Source organism: Pseudomonas agronomica, assembly GCF_025917275.1.
In the GTDB taxonomy this organism is placed as follows: domain Bacteria; phylum Pseudomonadota; class Gammaproteobacteria; order Pseudomonadales; family Pseudomonadaceae; genus Aquipseudomonas; species Aquipseudomonas agronomica.
On sequence record NZ_JAOSHO010000067.1, the window covers coordinates 1 to 17,355 of the forward strand.

Sequence of the window (17,355 nt, forward strand, 5' to 3'; positions counted from 1 at the left end):
CTGTTCGCCGACAACGGCGGCCCAGCCCGGCATGACGGCATGACGGCCGCCCATGATGGTGGTCTTGATGGTCTCCGGTTCGCCGCCCCAGCGCCAGTCGGCGTCGGTCAGGTTGGGGAAGCCGTAGGCGCCCTTGGCGTCGGAACCATGGCAGACCGAGCAGTTGGTGGCAAACAGGCGGCCGCCCATCTTCAGGGCCTGCGGGTCCTTGGCGACTTCTTCGATCGGCATGGAAGCGAACTTGGCGAAGATCGGACCGAACTTGGCGTCCGAGCGAGCCATTTCCTTTTCCCACTCGTGCACGCCGGTCCAGCCGGTCTGGCCATTGGCGAAGGCGGTCTGCTTTTCGGTATCCAGGTAGTTATAGCCTGGCAGCAGGCCTTTCCAGTTGCCCAGGCCAGGGTAGAGCACCAGGTAGCCGAGGGCGAACACGATGGTGCCCACGAAGAGCATGAACCACCATTTCGGCAGCGGGTTGTCGTACTCTTCGATCCCGTCGAAGGAGTGGCCGACCGTTTCTTCGGTGGCTTCGCTGCGTTGGCCCTTGCGGGTCGACAGCAGCAGCCAGGTCAGGGAGAAGATCGTTCCCAGGCTGAGGACTGTGACGTACAGACTCCAGAATGTAGTCATTCTTTGTTACTCCTAGAAGCTTGCTCGACGTGCTTGATGGCTTCGGGATCATCCGCGAACGGCAGCAAGGTCGCGTCGTCGAACTCCGACTTGCGCTTGGGGCTGAACACCCATAGCGCCAGGCCAATAAAGGCCACCATCACGACGACGGTACCCAGGCCACGAATCATCCCGATATCCATCCAAATCACCGTTTGCTTTTGATGATGGTGCCCAGGCCTTGCAGATAGGCCACCAGCGCGTCCATTTCGGTCTTGCCCTTGACGGCATCCTTGGCACCGGCGATGTCTTCATCGGTGTAAGGCACGCCCAAGGTGCGCAAGACTTCCATTTTCTTGGCGGTGTCTTTGCCGTCGAGCTTGTTTTCTACGAGAAACGGGTAGGCCGGCATCTTCGACTCAGGCACGACGTTGCGCGGGTTGTACAAGTGCGCACGGTGCCAGTCGTCGGAGTAGCGGCCGCCAACGCGGGCCAGGTCCGGGCCGGTACGCTTGGAACCCCACAGGAACGGGTGGTCCCAGACGCTTTCGCCGGCAACGGAGTAGTGGCCGTAGCGTTCGGTTTCGGCACGGAACGGACGGATCATCTGCGAGTGGCAGCCGACACAGCCGTTGGCGATGTAGATGTCGCGGCCTTCCAGTTCAAGGGCGGTGCGCGGCTTCATACCCTCGACCGGCTTGTTGGTCACGTCCTGGAAAAACAGCGGAACGATCTGGGTCAGGCCGCCGATGCTGACGGCGATGACCATGAAGAAGGCCAGCAGGCCGATATTCTTCTCTACTGCTTCGTGCTTCATCAGTGAGCTCCAACTACGGCGATCTTGGCGGCGGCTTCAGCTTCAGCCGGGTCAGAGGCACGAACGGTGCGATACACGTTGTAGGCCATCAACAGCATGCCGCTGGCGAAGAACGCACCGCCCAGGGCACGGACGATGTAGCCCGGGTGGCTGGCTTGCAGGGCTTCGACGAACGAGTAGGTCAGGGTGCCGTCGTCGTTGATCGCGCGCCACATCAGGCCTTGGGTAATGCCGTTGACCCACATCGAGGCGATGTAGAGCACGGTACCGATGGTGGCGAGCCAGAAGTGCGCGTTGATCAGGCTGGTGCTGTGCATCTGCGCACGACCGAACAGTTTCGGGATCATGTGGTAGATGGCGCCGATGGAAATCATCGCGACCCAACCGAGTGCACCGGCGTGTACGTGGCCGATGGTCCAGTCGGTGTAGTGGCTCAGGGAGTTGACGGTCTTGATGGCCATCATCGGGCCTTCGAAGGTCGACATGCCGTAGAACGCCAGCGATACCACCAAAAAGCGCAGGATCGGGTCGGTGCGCAGCTTATGCCAGGCGCCCGAGAGGGTCATCATGCCGTTGATCATGCCGCCCCAGCTTGGCGCCAGCAGGATGATCGACATTGCCATGCCCAGGGACTGCGCCCAGTCCGGCAACGCGGTGTAGTGCAGGTGGTGCGGGCCGGCCCAGATGTAGAGGGTGATCAGCGCCCAGAAGTGGACGATGGACAGGCGATAGGAATAGATCGGACGTTCGGCCTGTTTCGGCACGAAGTAGTACATCATCCCCAGGAAGCCGGTGGTCAGGAAGAAACCCACGGCGTTGTGGCCGTACCACCACTGGATCATCGCGTCGGTCGCGCCCGAGTAGGCCGAGTACGACTTGAAGAAGCTGACCGGCAAGGAGGCATGGTTGACGATGTGCAGCATGGCGGTCACGACGATGAAGGCACCGTAGAACCAGTTGCCGACATAGATGTGCTTGGTCTTGCGCTTGACGATGGTGCCGAAGAACACCAGGCCGTAGGTCACCCAGACGATGGCCAGCAGAATCGCCAGCGGCCACTCCAGCTCGGCGTATTCCTTGGTGGTGGTGAAACCCATTGGCAAGGTCAGGATCGCGCCGACGATCACCGCTTGCCAACCCCAGAAGGTGAAGGCCGCGAGGCTGTCGGAAATCAGTCGCGTCTGGCAGGTTCGCTGCACGACATAGTAAGAAGTGGCAAACAATGCACAACCACCGAAGGCGAAGATCACCAGGTTTGTGTGCAGCGGGCGCAGGCGTCCAAATGTCGTCCATGGCAGATCGAAGTTCAACTCCGGCCAGACCAGTTGCGAGGCGATGAAGACACCGAGCCCCATGCCAAGGATCCCCCAGACCACCGTCATGATGGCGAACTGGCGGACTACCTTATAGTTATAAGCAGTCGGACTGATTGCTGTGCTCATTCTAAGGTTCCACGGTTTGGGTGTTTTATTAGGATAAAAATCGGTCGCAAGTATGGAGAAAGCGGGGGGTCATTGCAACGCGCCATGACCTGGGTCAATGCTTTCCAAAGCTGATTCTGCGGCCTTTCCATGTTCTCTGTAGGGACAAAATTGGCCCACGGCAAAATGTCTCGACCAAGGAAGGAGGCGAGGGGGTCAGGTCGGTTGTAACGGGGTGTGTTCAAACACGGCGTTCGGGGGATGCCAGGCAACTGTCGCAACAGCCGGTATTCACCTGCGTTTGCGGCCTCTTGAACGAACGATTGTCGAACGCATCGGGTCGGATCGACCTGAAACCGGCAGTCGCCAGTGCACGCAAAGGCAAGCTTAGACCCGATTCCAGAGAACCGAAAGGAAGACGATGGGAGGGGTGTGACAAAAAGAAGCAGCTAGAAGTTGTAAGCTGCAAGCTTCAAGTGGGTACTCGTCGCCTGCAGCTTTTGCTTTTGCTTTTGCTTTTGCTTTTACTTGAGGCTTGCAGCTTGACGCTCGCCGCTCAACTGCTCCCCACTCTTCGAGAGGCTGTAGACGTAAGCCGCGAGCAGTTGCACCTTGTCATTGCCCAGCAGCTCATTCTGTGCCGGCATGTGGCCTTGGCGGCCATGGCGAATGGTCTGCTGCAACTGCGCCAGGCTGGTGCCGTAGATGAAACCGCCCGGTTGCGTCAGGTTCGGCGCGCCCATGGCTTCGGTGCCCTGGCCGTTGGCCCCATGGCAGGCGACGCAGGTGGTGTTGAAGGTTTGCTGGCCGGCTTGCAGGTCGGCACCGCTGTCCGCCGGCAAGGGCAGGCCCGCCAAGTCGTGGCGCACATACGCGGCCACGTTCTTGACCCCGGCGTCCCCCAGCACTTCGCCCCAGGCCGGCATCGCCGCCATGCGGCCGCCCATGATGGTCGTCTTGATGGTGTCGGCCGTGCCGCCCCAGCGCCAGTTGCTGTCGGCCAGGTTCGGGAAGCCGAAGGCACCCTTGGCGTCCGAGCCGTGGCAGACCGAGCAGTTGGAAGCAAACAGGCGACCGCCCATTTTCAGGGCCTGTGGGTCCTTGGCGACTTCCTCCACGGGCATGGCGGCGAATTTGGCGAAGATCGGCCCGAATTTAGCGTCGGCCTTGGCCATTTCCTTTTCCCATTCATGGGCGCCGGTCCAACCGTTGTCATAGCCCGGCAGGATGCCTTTCCAGTTACCCAGGCCCGGGTAGAGGATCAGGTAGCCAACGGAAAACACCAGCGTGCCGGCGAACAACAGGAACCACCATTGCGGCAACGGGTTGTCGTATTCCTCGATGCCATCGAAGCTGTGGCCCATGGTCTGGTCGACGCTGCCCTTGGTCTCGCCCTTGCGGGTGCCGATCAGCAGCCAGGTCAGGCCGATCAGGCTGCCAATGGTCAGTACGCAGATCCACGTACTCCAGAAAGTGGTCATGACCGGGTACTCCTTGGTGCGGGGGCTTGAGGGGTGATGTCGGCGGGCGGTTCGTCGGCGAACGGCAACAGGCGCGCCTGGGCGAATTCCGGCCCGCGCTTGCTGCTGTACACCCACAGGATCAGGCCGATGAAGGCGATGAACACCACGACGGTGCCTAGGCCGCGGATCATTCCAGTGCTCATTTCGCTCACTAATTCAAAGCACATGGCTCACCTCTTGCTCTTGATGGCAGTGCCGAGCACTTGCAGGTAGGCCACCAGCGCGTCCATTTCGGTCTTGCCCTTGAGCGTGGCCGTCGCGCCTGCGATGTCGTCGTCGGTGTACGGCACGCCGAGGGTGCGCATGGCGCGCAGCTTGCCTTCGGTGTGGCTGCTGTCGACCGCTTGTGTCACCAGCCATGGGTAGGCCGGCATTTTCGACTCGGGCACGACGTTGCGTGGGTTGTACAAGTGCGCGCGGTGCCAGTCATCGGAGTAACGCGCGCCGACGCGTGCCAGGTCCGGTCCGGTGCGTTTGGAGCCCCACAGGAAGGGATGGTCCCAGACGCTTTCGCCGGCGACGGAGTAGTGGCCGTAGCGTTCGGTCTCGGCGCGGAACGGACGAATCATCTGCGAGTGGCAGCCGACGCAGCCTTCGCGGATATAGATGTCGCGGCCTTCCAGTTGCAGGGCGGTGTAGGGCTTCATGCCGTCCACCGGTTTGTTGGTCACGTCCTGAAAGAACAGCGGCACGATCTGGGTGAGGCCGCCGATACTCACGGCCAGCACCATCAGCAACATCAGCAGGCCGACGTTTTTTTCGATTGTTTCGTGTTTCATGGCGGACTCCTCAAGCCATCTGCGCGGCAGCGGCGGCTTCGGCAGGCTGGTAGGCCCGCACGGTGCGCCAGGTGTTGTAGGCCATCAGCAGCATGCCGCTGAGGAAGATCGCCCCGCCTACCAGTCGCACGATGAAGCCAGGGTGGCTGGCCACCAGGGTTTCGACGAAGGAGTAGGTGAGCGTGCCGTCCTCGTTCACTGCGCGCCACATCAGGCCCTGGGCGATGCCGTTGACCCACATCGAGGCGATGTAGAGCACGGTGCCGATGGTCGCGAGCCAGAAATGCGCGTTGATCAAGCCGATGCTGTGCATTTGGGTGCGGCCGAATACTTTCGGGATCATGTGGTACAGCGCGCCGATGGAAATCATCGCCACCCAGCCAAGCGCGCCGGCATGGACGTGGCCGATGGTCCAGTCGGTGTAGTGGGAGAGGGCGTTGACGGTCTTGATCGCCATCATCGGGCCTTCGAAGGTCGACATGCCGTAGAACGCCAGGGACACCACCAGAAAGCGCAGGATCGGGTCGCTGCGCAATTTATGCCAGGCGCCCGAGAGGGTCATCATGCCGTTGATCATGCCGCCCCAGCTCGGTGCCAGCAGGATCAGCGACATCACCATGCCCAGCGATTGCGCCCAATCCGGCAGCGCGGTGTAGTGCAGGTGGTGCGGGCCGGCCCAGATATACAGGGTGATCAATGCCCAGAAGTGCACGATGGACAGGCGATACGAATACACCGGGCGTTCGGCCTGTTTCGGCACGAAGTAGTACATCATCCCCAGGAAGCCGGCGGTGAGGAAAAAGCCCACGGCGTTGTGGCCGTACCACCATTGCACCATTGCATCCGTGGCCCCGGCGTACACCGAGTAGGACTTGGTGAAGCTCACCGGCAGTTCCAGGTTGTTGACGATGTGCAAAATCGCCACGGTCAGGATGAACCCGCCGAAGAACCAGTTACCGACGTAGATGTGCTTGGTGTTGCGCTTGGCCACGGTGCCGAAGAACACGACGGCGTAGGCGACCCAGACGATGGTGATCAGAATGTCGATCGGCCATTCGAGCTCGGCGTATTCCTTGGAACTGGTGTAGCCCAGCGGCAGGCTGATGGCCGCCAACAGGATGACCAGCTGCCAGCCCCAGAAGCAGAATGCAGCGAGTTTCGGCGCAAACAGCTGGGTCTGGCAGGTGCGTTGCACCGAATAGAACGAACTGGCGAACAGGGCGCAACCACCGAAGGCGAAGATCACCGCGTTGGTGTGCAGCGGGCGCAGGCGGCCGAAGCTGGTCCAGGGCAAATCGAAGTTGAGCTGTGGCCAGACCAATTGGGCGGCGAGAAAAACCCCGAGCCCCATGCCGACGATGCCCCACACCACCGTCATAATGGCGAATTGGCGGACCACCTTGTAGTTGTAGGCGGTACTGATAGAAGTGTTCATGGTTCCCCATCCACGGTTCAGCCGAAGTACGCGCCCGCGCAGGGCAAGGCGGCGCTCTTCGCCTGGAGTTATAGGCAGACTAAAAGCGAGGCAAGCATGGACAAACAGCACAAGGCCAGTATTGACGGGGATCAATGGGCGCGATGCGTGGCGGAACACCGCTGGTTGTGGACGGCCGCGAAACCGGGCGCTGGCGCCGAGTCGCCGACCTTGATCCTGGCCCATGGCGCTGGTGCACCGATGGACAGCGGTTTCATGGACGAAATGGCCGCGCGCCTTGGCGCACAGGGCGTCAATGTGTTGCGCTTCGAGTTTCCCTACATGGCCCAGCGGCGCCTGGACGGCGGCAAGCGTCCACCCAACCCGGCGCCCAAACTGCTCGAATGCTGGCGAGAGGTGTACGCCACGGTGCGGCCTTATGTCGCTGGCCGGCTGGCCATTGGCGGCAAGTCCATGGGCGGACGCATGGCGAGCCTGCTGGCCGATGAGCTGGGTGCCGAGGCGCTGGTCTGCCTGGGCTATCCCTTCTATGCGGTGGGCAAGCCGGAGAAACCACGGGTCGAGCATTTGGCGGCATTGAAGACGCGAACCTTGTTCGTCCAGGGCGAGCGGGATGCGTTGGGCAATCGGGAGGCGGTGCAGGGCTATACCTTGTCACCGAACATCGAGGTGATGTGGCTGGTGGCGGGGGATCATGATCTGAAGCCGTTGAAGGCTTCCGGTTTCAGCCATGAGCAGCATCTGGCGGCTGCGGCGCAGGCGGTGGCCGGGTTTGTGTCTCAAGACTGATGCTGCCAGTCATGGCCTCATCGCGAGCAAGCTCGCTCCCACAGGGGTTCCAGGTTGCTCATTGAAATGCATTCCAATGTGGGAGCGAGCTTGCTCGCGATAGCGGCCTGCCAGACGACAAAAAACCCGGAAGCGTTCGCCGTCCGGGTTTTCAGTTTGCCAATTGAAATCAGCGGTTAAACCGCTCCACCAACGAATACTGCGTATTGGCCGTGCGAGTCAGTTCCTCACTCAGCAGCGCCGAGCTGTGGGCCTGCCCGGAGGTCTGGTCGGCCAGTTCGGAAATGTTGCTGATGTTGCGGCTGATTTCCTCGGCCACCGAACTCTGCTCCTCGGTCGCGGCAGCGATCTGGGTGGTCATGTCGGTGATATGCGCCACCGCTTCGCTGATTCCCACCAGCGCCTGGTCGGCTTCCATGACCCGCGCCACGCCTTCTTCAGCCTGGCGATGACCGGCGTCCATGGTCTGCACGGCATTGTTGGCGGTCTGTTGCAGCTTGGCGATCAGGGCATGGATCTGCCCGGTGGATTCGCTGGTGCGTTGGGCCAACTGCCGCACTTCATCGGCGACCACGGCAAACCCGCGTCCCATCTCGCCGGCCCGGGCCGCTTCGATGGCGGCGTTGAGGGCCAGCAGGTTGGTCTGGTCGGCAATACCCTTGATCACATCGACCACGCCACCGATTTCATCGCTGTCCCTGGCCAGCTGGGTCACGGTCTGCCCGGTTTCGCCGACGACGACCGACAGGCGCTCGATGGCCTCGCGGGTTTCCCCGGCGATGTCGCGACCGCGACCCGTGAGGCGATTGGCCTCCTGGGTGGCATCGGCGGTGCGTTGCACGTGGCTGGCGACTTCCTGGGTGGTGGCGGCCATCTGGTTGACGGCAGTGGCGACCTGTTCGGTTTCCACGCGCTGGCGTTCCAGGCCGCTGGAGCTGTCGTGCGCCAGGGTATTGGATTGCCGGGCTTGCGCATTGAGGTGCTCAGCGGTGTCCTGCAAGCGGGTGAGGCAGGTTTTCAGGCGGGCCTCCTGGCTGAGGATCGACATTTCCAGGCGTGCCTGGGCGCCACGGCTGTCGGTGTACATCTGCGCGATCAGCGGGTCGGACGTGGTTTGCTCGGCCAGGCGCAACAGGCGCTTGATGCCACGTTGCTGCCATTGCAAGCCCAGCAGTCCCAACGGCACGGACAGCAGGGCGGCCAAGGCAAAGCCCCAGGAAGAATCAAGGAAAGCGCCGACGACGAAGCTCAACTGGCTGACGAGGATAAACGGCAGCCAGTCCTGCAGCATGGGTACCCATTTGTCGCTGCTCGGAACCGCGGACTTGCCTTGGTTGATGCGTCGATAGAGTGCTTCGGCCCGGGTGATCTGCTCGGCGCTGGGCTTGACCCGTACCGACTCGTAGCCGACCACCTGGTTGCCCTCGAAAATCGGCGTGACGTAGGCGTTGACCCAGTAGTGATCGCCATTCTTGCAGCGATTCTTGACGATGCCCATCCAGGGTAATCCCTGTTTCAGGGTGTCCCACATATGCGCGAACACGGCTGACGGGACGTCTGGATGGCGCACCAGATTGTGCGGTGCATGGATCAGCTCTTCCTTGGAAAACCCACTGATTTCGACGAACGCGTCGTTGCAGTAGGTAATCACACCCTTGGCATTGGTGGTGGAGATCAATCGCTGCTGGGTCGCGAAAGTCCTTTCGCGTTGTGTGACAGGCTGGTTGTTACGCATGGTGTGTAGATCCGCAAGACTTTGAAAGGTTGTCGGCTGCGTCAGGTTTTAATTGAAGTTATTTTTTCCTGTCGCTATCACGCCAGCATCGGGTAGGTAAAGAGGGCGAAATGAAGCAGGTTCAGGCCAAAGTGCGTGGCAATCGCAGCGCCCAGGCCGCCAAATCGGTAGGCCAGTCCGTAACCGACCCCGGCCAGGCCCGACAACAATACCCAGTGCCATCCCGCGCCAGCATGCACCAGGCCGAACAACAGCGAGGCCAGGAGCAGTGCCAGTTGGTCGCCGTGGCGCAGCAGCTTGAAGCACCGGCTCAAGCCTCCTTGAATGTAGCCACGAAACAGCGCTTCCTCCACCAAGGTCACCAATAGAAGATTATTGAGTACCCAGAGCCAGGCCTGGTCCGGCCACTTCGGCGCCCATTGGATCATGCCCAGCAGCAGGGCCCCGCCCAAGGCCAGTGTGGTGCTCAAGCATAGCCCCAGGACCGTGGCATAGATGGACCAGCGAAACGGACGCCGGCCAACGATCCACGGGCAGGCCAGCAGCAGCCAGAAGCCAATCAGCGGCTTGTCCTGGTTCAAATACATGGCAAACCGTGCGGCGTCGTCGGTGAAACGTTGCGGCGCGATGGCCCGCCCGTTGAAAAAGCCCGGCATCCAGTGCAGCGCCAGCGCGATCGCCAATACCAGGAACAAACAATGTCCCAGAAAATGTCCGACGGGCATCTTTTGTTGGCGAACCGCATACCCGGCGAACAGCAACAGCGCGATTGAGATGGCGGCGGTCCATGTGAGATGACCATAGGCCAGGGCCATGGCATAACCGGCCGAGAGAAGGGCCAGGTACGGCCAAGGGAGGGCGGGCATATCAAATCCTTTGAGGCTGAAAACTGTCGAGGCTTGTCGACGCCGGCGGGATTATAGGCAGACCCATACGAAAACACCGCCCAAAAAGAGGCGGTGTTTTTCGTAAGCCATTTCTTTTTATCCTGTAATTAATTGCCGTAGGACAAAGTGCAGGATCCCACCGGCCTTGAAATACTCCACTTCATTCAAGGTATCGATCCGGCACAGCACTTCGATCCGCTCCTGGCTGCCGTCTTCGCGGGTAATGATCACGGGCAGGTTCATGCGCGGCGTCAGCTCGGTGTCGCTCAGGCCGAGGATGTCCAGGGTTTCCTTGCCGGTGAGGTTCAGGCTCTTGCGGTTCTGATCGAGTTTGAACTGCAGTGGCAGCACGCCCATGCCCACCAGGTTGGAACGGTGGATGCGCTCGAAACTTTCCGCGATCACCGCCTTGACCCCCAGCAGGTTCGTGCCCTTGGCCGCCCAGTCCCGGCTCGAGCCGGTGCCGTATTCCTGCCCGGCGATCACCACCAACGGCGTGCCGGTCGCCTGGTACAACATCGCGGCATCGTAGATCGACATGCGTTCGCCGTTGGGGATATAGATCGTGTTGCCACCTTCTTCCCCGCCGAGCATCTCGTTGCGGATGCGAATATTGGCGAACGTACCGCGCATCATCACCTGGTGGTTGCCTCGCCGCGAGCCGTAGGAGTTGAAGTCCCGTGGCTCCACGCCCTGTTCGCGCAGGTAGCGGCCGGCGGGGCTGTCCGCCTTGATGTTGCCGGCCGGGGAAATATGGTCGGTCGTCACCGAGTCCCCCAGCAGCGCGAGCACCCGCGCCCCTTCGACATTCTTGACGGCGGGGGGTGGTCCGCCAATGTCATCGAAGAACGGCGGATGTTGAATATAGGTCGAGTCGTCCTGCCAGACGTAGGTGGCGGCTTGTGGCACTTCGATCGCTTGCCATTGTTCGTCGCCGGCGAACACGGCGGCATATTCCTTGTGGAACATGCTGGTGTCGACTTGGGCGACGGCGTCGGCGACTTCCTTGCTGCTCGGCCAGATGTCCCGGAGATAGACCGGTTTGCCGTCGCGATCATTGCCCAGCGGCTCGCTGCTGATGTCGATGCGCACGGTGCCGGCCAGGGCGTAGGCAACGACCAGCGGTGGTGAGGCCAGCCAGTTGGTCTTCACCAGCGGATGCACACGGCCTTCGAAGTTGCGGTTGCCCGACAGCACCGAGGCCACGGTCAGGTCGGCTTTCTGGATGGCTTTTTCAATGGGATCGGGCAACGGGCCGGAGTTGCCGATGCAGGTCGTGCACCCGTAGCCCACCAGGTCGAAGCCGAGTCTGTCGAGGTATTCGGTCAGTCCCGCGGCGTTGTAATAGTCGGTCACGACCTTGGACCCGGGCGCCAAGGAACTCTTGACCCAAGGCTTGCGGGCCAGGCCTTTTTCCACGGCTTTTTTCGCCAGCAGCCCGGCGGCCATCATCACGCTGGGGTTGGAGGTATTGGTACAGGACGTAATCGCCGCGATGACCACCGCGCCGTTTTTCAGGCGATGGGTCTGGCCTTCGAATTCATATTCCGCTTCACCCACCTGGTCGGCATTGCCCACCGCGACGCCTCCGCCGCCTTCGCTTTCCAGGCGACCTTCCTCCTTGCTGGTGGGTTTGACTTGCAGCCCCAGGAAGTCACTGAAGGCCTGGCCGACATTCGGCAGTGCCACCCGGTCCTGTGGACGCTTGGGGCCGGCGAGGCTGGCTTCGACGCTGCCCATGTCCAATTCCAGCGTGTCGGTGAACACCGGTTCCTGACCGGGCAGGCGCCACAGCCCCTGGGCCTTGCAATAGGCTTCCACCAGCTTCACGGTTTCCGTCGGACGGCCGGACAGGCGCAAGTAGTCCAATGTCACATCGTCCACCGGGAAAAAGCCGCAAGTGGCACCGTATTCCGGGGCCATGTTGGCAATGGTGGCGCGGTCGGCCAGGGGCAGGTCGGCCAGGCCATCGCCATAGAACTCGACGAATTTGCCCACCACGCCTTTCTTGCGCAGCATCTGCGTGACGGTCAGCACCAGGTCGGTGGCGGTGATGCCTTCACGCAGCTTGCCCACCAGTTTGAAGCCGATGACTTCGGGGATCAGCATCGACACCGGCTGGCCGAGCATCGCCGCTTCCGCCTCAATCCCGCCGACGCCCCAGCCGAGCACGCCGAGGCCGTTGATCATGGTGGTGTGGGAGTCGGTGCCCACCAGGGTGTCGGGGAAGGCGTAGGTGCGGCCGTCTTCCTCTTTGGTCCAGACGGTGCGGCCCAAGTATTCGAGGTTGACCTGGTGGCAGATACCGGTGCCGGGCGGCACCACGCTGAAGTTGTCAAAGGCACTCTGGCCCCAGCGCAGGAAGGCGTAGCGTTCACCGTTGCGCTGCATTTCAATGTCGACGTTCTGCTCGAACGCCTGTCGGCTGGCGAACTTGTCGACCATTACCGAGTGGTCGATCACCAGGTCTACCGGCGACAGCGGATTGATCCGCTGGGGATCGCCGCCGGCCTTTTCCACGGCGGCGCGCATCGCGGCCAGGTCGACCACGGCGGGGACGCCGGTAAAGTCCTGCATCAGTACCCGCGCCGGGCGGTATTGGATCTCGCGGTCGGATCGGCGCTCTTTCAGCCAACCGGCCAGGGCCTTGAGGTCGGCGCCGGTGACAGTTTTTTCATCTTCCCAGCGCAGCAGGTTTTCCAGCAGCACCTTGAGGGACATGGGCAGTTTGTCCAGGTCACCCAGGCTTCGCGCTGCATCCGGCAGGCTGAAATAATGGTAGGTCCTGGCGTCGACTTGCAGTGTTTTAAGGGTTTTCAGGCTATCGAGGGACGGCATTGAAATCACTCCTTTGAGTCCGCACGGCTACGGACTGACGGAACGGACAGAGCCTTTAACCTAGCCCTGTTTTGAGCGTATGACTAATCACTGGACTCTATAGGAAGGTTCGCGGTTCCGAACTCCGCTATCATGCGCCGGTTTTCGTGACAGGCTTTGCTACGGGGTTTCAATGAATACGCTTTTTATGCACTGCCGGCCGGGCTTTGAAGGCGAGGTCTGTTCCGAGATCGCCGAACATGCCGCGCGGCTCAACGTGGCGGGCTACGCCAAGGCCAAGCCGGCCAGTGCCTGCGCCGAATTTGTCTGCACCGAAGAAGACGGCGCCGAGCGGCTGATGCGTGGGCAGCGTTTTGCCGAACTGATCTTTCCGCGCCAGTGGGCCCGAGGTACGTTCATTGAGTTGCCGGAAACGGACCGCATCAGTGTCATCCTGGCCCACATGGCCGCGTTCCCGACGTGCGGCAGCCTGTGGCTGGAGGTGGTCGATACCAACGACGGCAAGGAACTGTCGAACTTCTGCAAGAAATTCGAGGGCCCGCTGCGCAAGGCCTTGAGTGGGTCAGGCAAGCTGGTGGACGACCCGCATAAGCCGCGTCTGCTGCTGACGTTCAAGAGTGGTCGCGAAGTGTTCCTCGGCCTCGCGCAAGCGGATAACTCGGCCATGTGGCCGATGGGCATCCCGCGTTTGAAGTTCCCCCGGGAAGCGCCGAGCCGCTCGACGCTCAAGCTCGAAGAGGCCTGGCATCATTTCATTCCCAAGGACCAGTGGGACGAGCGTTTGCACAGTGACATGACCGGCGTGGACCTCGGCGCCGCGCCGGGTGGCTGGACCTGGCAACTGGTCAACCGTGGCATGTTGGTCACGGCCATCGACAACGGGCCGATGGCCGAAAGCCTGATGGACACCGGCCTGGTGCAGCACTTGATGGCGGACGGGTTTACGTTCAAGCCCAAGCAGCCGGTGGACTGGATGGTTTGCGACATCGTCGAGAAACCGGCGCGCAACGCGGCGATGCTGGAGGAGTGGATTGGCGAAGGGCATTGCCGCGAAGCCGTGGTCAACCTCAAGTTGCCGATGAAACAGCGTTACGCCGAGGTCAAGCGCCTGCTCGAACGCATCGCCGAGGGCTTCAAGGCCCGGGGCATCAAGGTCGAGATCGGTTGCAAGCAGCTGTACCACGACCGTGAAGAGGTGACGTGCCATTTGCGGCGGTTGGATACCAAGAAGCCGAAGTCCCGCTAATCCTTTGAAGCCAGTGAAATCCTCTGTGGGAGCGAGCTTGCTCGCGATGGCGTCGACACATTTAACATTGATGCAAGCTGACCCACCGCTATCGCGAGCAAGCTCGCTCCCACAGGGTGCAGTGTCGAACCAGGGGTGACCGAACGCCGACATTGCGCGACAATGCCGGCCAGTTCCAGGAGTAGAACATGAGTGAAATGAACGACACGCCGGTCGACGGTACGCTGGATGCCACGGGCCTCAATTGTCCGGAGCCGGTGATGATGCTGCACCAGCACATCCGCGACCTGGCCCCCGGTGGCCTGCTGAAAGTCATCGCCACCGATCCCTCGACGCGCCGCGACATCCCCAAGTTTTGCGTGTTCCTGGACCACGAACTGGTGGCCCAGCAGGAGAGCGCCGGCACCTATCTCTACTGGATCCGCAAGAAGCTCGCTTAATCCGTCGAGCGGCTGAGGCGGATCTGCTTGCGCGCGCTGCGTGCCAGGCGGATCGACAGCATCAGCGCCGCGCAGCTCAAGCCTGCAATCAAGCCTTGCCACAATCCGCTCGGGCCGCTGGGGGCGCCGAGCCAGTCGGTCAGGCCCAGGGCGTAACCCACCGGCAGGCCGATGCCCCAATAGGCGAACAGGGTCAGGATCATCGTCACCCGGGTGTCCTGGTATCCGCGCAATGCACCTGCCGCCGTGACCTGGATCGCATCGGAAAACTGGAACAGCGCCGCATACACGATCAGCATCGACGCCACTTCGATCACTCTCGGATCGGCGGTATAGATCGCGGCGATAGGCTCGCGCAGGGCGAACATCAGGCTCGCTGACAGGCAGGCGTACGCCAGGGCCGTGCCCATGCCGACGCCTGCGGCGAAACGCGCTTCCCGGGGCTGGCTGCGCCCCAGCGCCTGGCCTACCCGTACTGTCACGGCCATGCCCAAGGAGTAGGGGATCATGAACACCAGCGAGCTGAAGTTCAGCGCGATCTGATGCCCGGCCACCACCGTGGCGCCGAGGCTGCCGATCAGCAGGGCGATCACCGCGAAAATGCTCGATTCGGCGAACACCGCGATGCCAATCGGCAGGCCGATGCCCAGCAGACGCTTGATCATCGACCATTGTGGCCAGTCGAAACGAGCGAACAATCGGCTCGATTGATAGGCCGGGGCCCGGCATGTCCAGACCGCCATGCCCGCCGCCATGAACCACATCACGATGGCCGTGGCCCAGCCACAGCCGACCCCGCCCATGGCCGGGACGCCTAGATGTCCATAGATGAAGATGTAATTGAGTGGAATGTTCAGCGCCAGTCCGCACAGCCCCAGCACCATTGCCGGACGCGTACGGCCCAAGCCGTCGCTGAAACAGCGCAGCACGTAATAGAGCGCCACCGCCGGCAGACCGGTGCCTATGCCCCGCAGGTATTCCATGCACGGGCCGATCAGTTCGGGATCGACTTTCATGATGTGCAGGATCGGCTCGGCGCTGAACAGGGCCAGGGTCGCGATCAATCCCACCACCAGCGCCAGCCACAGCGCCTGACGCACCAGCGGCCCGATCTCATCGAACGTACCGGCACCGAAACGCTGGGCCACTTTCGGCGTGGTTGCCAGCAGCGTACCGGTCATCAGCAGGAACACCGGCACCCAGATCGAATTCCCCAGCGCCACTGCCGCCAGATCCCGTGGGCCGACGCGGCCGGCCATCACCGCATCGACAAAACCCATGGCGGTGGTCGCCAATTGCGCCACCATGATCGGCAAGGCCAGGGCGAGCAGCGTCTTGAGCTCCAGGCGAACCCGGGCCGGGCGGGAGAGGGCGTTGGGGGTATCGATGACGGGATTCACAGGCGCAGCGTCCGAGAGATTGAGCACAAGGCGGCGAATTCTACGCCTTGACGCAGTGGTCAGGAAAAAACCTGTGTTGGGGATTTGTAATCACTCTCAGCCATGCGAATACCTTGTGGCGAGGGAGCTTGCTCCCGCTCGACTGCATAGCAGTCGCCTGCATTTTGGGCCCGCTTCGCAGGCCAGCGGGAGCAAGCTCCCTCGCCACGATTTCGTTCACCGAAGTAATGGGCTGGCTCATCGAGGCGAGGAACGCCTACACTGCCCATCCGCCAAAGGAGCTCCGCCATGCTGATCGTTGCCGACGAAAATATCCCCTTGCTCGATGCGTTTTTCCAAGGTTTCGGTGAGATTCGCCGCGTGCCGGGCCGTGGGATCGATCGGTCGATGGTCGAGCACGCCGATGTGTTGCTGGTGCGTTCGGTCAGCCAGGTCAATCGGGCGCTGCTGGAAGGCAGCAAGGTGCGCTTCGTTGGCACTTGCACCATCGGCACCGATCATCTGGATCTTGATTATCTGGCCGAGGCCGGTATTCGCTGGGCCAGTGCCCCGGGCTGCAACGCCCGTGGGGTGGTGGACTATGTGCTGGGCAGCCTCATGACCCTGGCGGAAATCGAAGGCGCGGATCTTGCCCAGCGCACCTTTGGCATCGTCGGCGCGGGGCAGGTGGGCGGGCGGTTGATCGAAGTGCTCAGGGGCCTGGGCTGGACCGTGAAAGTCTGCGATCCGCCTCGCCAGGCCGCGGAGGGCGGCGATTACGTGAGTCTGGAGCAGATCATCGAGCAGTGTGATGTCATCAGCTTGCACACGCCCTTGATCCGCGATGGCGAGCAACCGACCTGGCACCTTTTTGACGAGCAACGATTGAACGACCTCAAGCCGGGCACTTGGCTGATCAATGCCGCGCGCGGGCCGGTCATCGACAACGCCGCGTTGCGCGAGGTGCTGCTGGAACGTGAAGACTTGCAGGCAGTGCTGGATGTGTGGGAGCAGGAGCCGACGGTGGACGCCGACCTGGCCGACCTCTGCGTGATTGCCACCCCGCACATCGCCGGCTACAGCCTTGACGGTCGCCAACGCGGCACGGCGCAGATCTACCAGGCCTTGTGCGATTTTCTTGGGCAGACAGCCGAAGTCAGCCTGGCCGACCTGCTGCCCAGGCTCTGGCTTGGAGGCATCACCCTGGACGCCGACACCGATCCGGCCTGGGCCCTGGCGGCGCTGTGCCGGAGCGTGTATGACCCGCGCCGCGACGATGCGGATTTTCGCCGCAGCCTGGTGGGCACCGTCGACGAGCAACGTCGCGCGTTCGATGCCCTGCGCAAGCATTATCCGCCACGCCGGGAAATCGACAGCTTGAGGGTGCGTATCGAAGGGCAATCGGCGGCTTTGCAACAGATCGTGACGGCACTGGGCGCCACTGTTGTTTGATCGCT

Annotated in this window: 16 protein-coding genes; 4 read left to right on the forward strand and 12 right to left on the reverse strand. The window is 61.9% G+C overall.

Annotated elements, in window-relative coordinates; genetic code table 11:
* The 8 genes from OC610_RS07955 to ccoN (OC610_RS07990) all read right to left on the reverse strand — a co-directional run.
* Positions 1 to 630: cbb3-type cytochrome c oxidase N-terminal domain-containing protein (locus tag OC610_RS07955; RefSeq protein WP_264427329.1), on the reverse strand; the 630-nt coding region annotated here is incomplete at its 3' end.
* Positions 627 to 812: a CcoQ/FixQ family Cbb3-type cytochrome c oxidase assembly chaperone gene (locus OC610_RS07960; RefSeq protein ID WP_003183474.1), complete on the reverse strand. Its 186-nt coding sequence runs from the start codon at positions 810 to 812 to the stop codon at positions 627 to 629. The genes OC610_RS07955 and OC610_RS07960, both read right to left, overlap by 4 nt.
* A gap of 5 nt (positions 813 to 817) precedes the next feature.
* Positions 818 to 1,426 carry a cytochrome-c oxidase, cbb3-type subunit II gene (gene ccoO / locus OC610_RS07965; RefSeq protein ID WP_003199605.1) on the reverse strand — a complete coding sequence of 203 codons (609 nt, stop codon included), beginning with the start codon at positions 1,424 to 1,426 and terminating at the stop codon, positions 818 to 820.
* Complete coding sequence (ccoN, locus tag OC610_RS07970) at positions 1,426 to 2,868, reverse strand: cytochrome-c oxidase, cbb3-type subunit I (protein WP_264427330.1); 1,443 nt, start codon at positions 2,866 to 2,868, stop codon at positions 1,426 to 1,428. The genes ccoO (OC610_RS07965) and ccoN (OC610_RS07970) overlap by 1 nt, the downstream gene beginning before the upstream one ends.
* Before the next feature lie 503 nt (positions 2,869 to 3,371).
* The gene (ccoP, locus tag OC610_RS07975; protein ID WP_264427331.1) at positions 3,372 to 4,328 is read right to left on the reverse strand and encodes a cytochrome-c oxidase, cbb3-type subunit III; all 957 of its coding nucleotides are present in this window, start codon (positions 4,326 to 4,328) and stop codon (positions 3,372 to 3,374) included.
* Positions 4,325 to 4,537 (reverse strand): cbb3-type cytochrome oxidase subunit 3, encoded by a 213-nt coding sequence (locus OC610_RS07980; RefSeq protein ID WP_332880466.1) that lies wholly within the window; start codon positions 4,535 to 4,537, stop codon positions 4,325 to 4,327. Before OC610_RS07980 ends, ccoP begins: the two co-directional genes overlap by 4 nt.
* Positions 4,538 to 4,540: 3 nt before the next feature.
* Positions 4,541 to 5,149 (reverse strand): cytochrome-c oxidase, cbb3-type subunit II, encoded by a 609-nt coding sequence (ccoO, locus tag OC610_RS07985; RefSeq protein WP_181286923.1) that lies wholly within the window; start codon positions 5,147 to 5,149, stop codon positions 4,541 to 4,543.
* Positions 5,150 to 5,159: 10 nt separating this feature from the next.
* Complete coding sequence (gene ccoN, locus OC610_RS07990; protein ID WP_264427333.1) at positions 5,160 to 6,584, reverse strand: cytochrome-c oxidase, cbb3-type subunit I; 1,425 nt, start codon at positions 6,582 to 6,584, stop codon at positions 5,160 to 5,162.
* A gap of 96 nt (positions 6,585 to 6,680) precedes the next feature.
* On the opposite strand from ccoN (OC610_RS07990), the gene OC610_RS07995 reads away from it, so the two are divergent.
* The gene (locus tag OC610_RS07995; protein WP_264427334.1) at positions 6,681 to 7,373 is read left to right on the forward strand and encodes an alpha/beta family hydrolase; all 693 of its coding nucleotides are present in this window, start codon (positions 6,681 to 6,683) and stop codon (positions 7,371 to 7,373) included.
* A gap of 169 nt (positions 7,374 to 7,542) precedes the next feature.
* Here OC610_RS07995 and OC610_RS08000 read toward each other — a convergent pair whose 3' ends face one another.
* The 3 genes from OC610_RS08000 to acnA form a co-directional block, all read right to left on the reverse strand.
* Positions 7,543 to 9,108, reverse strand: coding sequence for a methyl-accepting chemotaxis protein (locus OC610_RS08000; protein ID WP_264427335.1), 1,566 nt, complete (start codon positions 9,106 to 9,108; stop codon positions 7,543 to 7,545).
* Between the two features lie 77 nt (positions 9,109 to 9,185).
* A complete protein-coding gene (locus OC610_RS08005) occupies positions 9,186 to 9,974 on the reverse strand; it encodes a CPBP family intramembrane glutamic endopeptidase (RefSeq protein WP_264427336.1) in 789 nt (262 codons plus the stop codon).
* A gap of 117 nt (positions 9,975 to 10,091) precedes the next feature.
* Positions 10,092 to 12,833 carry an aconitate hydratase AcnA gene (gene acnA / locus OC610_RS08010; RefSeq protein WP_264427337.1) on the reverse strand — a complete coding sequence of 914 codons (2,742 nt, stop codon included), beginning with the start codon at positions 12,831 to 12,833 and terminating at the stop codon, positions 10,092 to 10,094.
* Between the two features lie 172 nt (positions 12,834 to 13,005).
* Between acnA and rlmM the strand changes: the two genes are divergently transcribed.
* Positions 13,006 to 14,079, forward strand: coding sequence for a 23S rRNA (cytidine(2498)-2'-O)-methyltransferase RlmM (rlmM, locus tag OC610_RS08015; RefSeq protein ID WP_264427338.1), 1,074 nt, complete (start codon positions 13,006 to 13,008; stop codon positions 14,077 to 14,079).
* A gap of 188 nt (positions 14,080 to 14,267) precedes the next feature.
* Positions 14,268 to 14,519, forward strand: a complete 252-nt coding sequence (gene tusA / locus OC610_RS08020; protein ID WP_030140914.1) for a sulfurtransferase TusA — start codon at positions 14,268 to 14,270, stop codon at positions 14,517 to 14,519.
* Here tusA and OC610_RS08025 read toward each other — a convergent pair.
* Positions 14,516 to 15,919 (reverse strand): MATE family efflux transporter, encoded by a 1,404-nt coding sequence (locus OC610_RS08025; RefSeq protein WP_332880467.1) that lies wholly within the window; start codon positions 15,917 to 15,919, stop codon positions 14,516 to 14,518. The genes tusA and OC610_RS08025 overlap by 4 nt on opposite strands.
* Positions 15,920 to 16,207: 288 nt before the next feature.
* Between OC610_RS08025 and pdxB the strand changes: the two genes are divergently transcribed.
* Positions 16,208 to 17,350 (forward strand): 4-phosphoerythronate dehydrogenase PdxB, encoded by a 1,143-nt coding sequence (gene pdxB / locus OC610_RS08030; RefSeq protein ID WP_264427339.1) that lies wholly within the window; start codon positions 16,208 to 16,210, stop codon positions 17,348 to 17,350.
* The last annotated feature ends 5 nt before the right edge of the window (positions 17,351 to 17,355 follow it).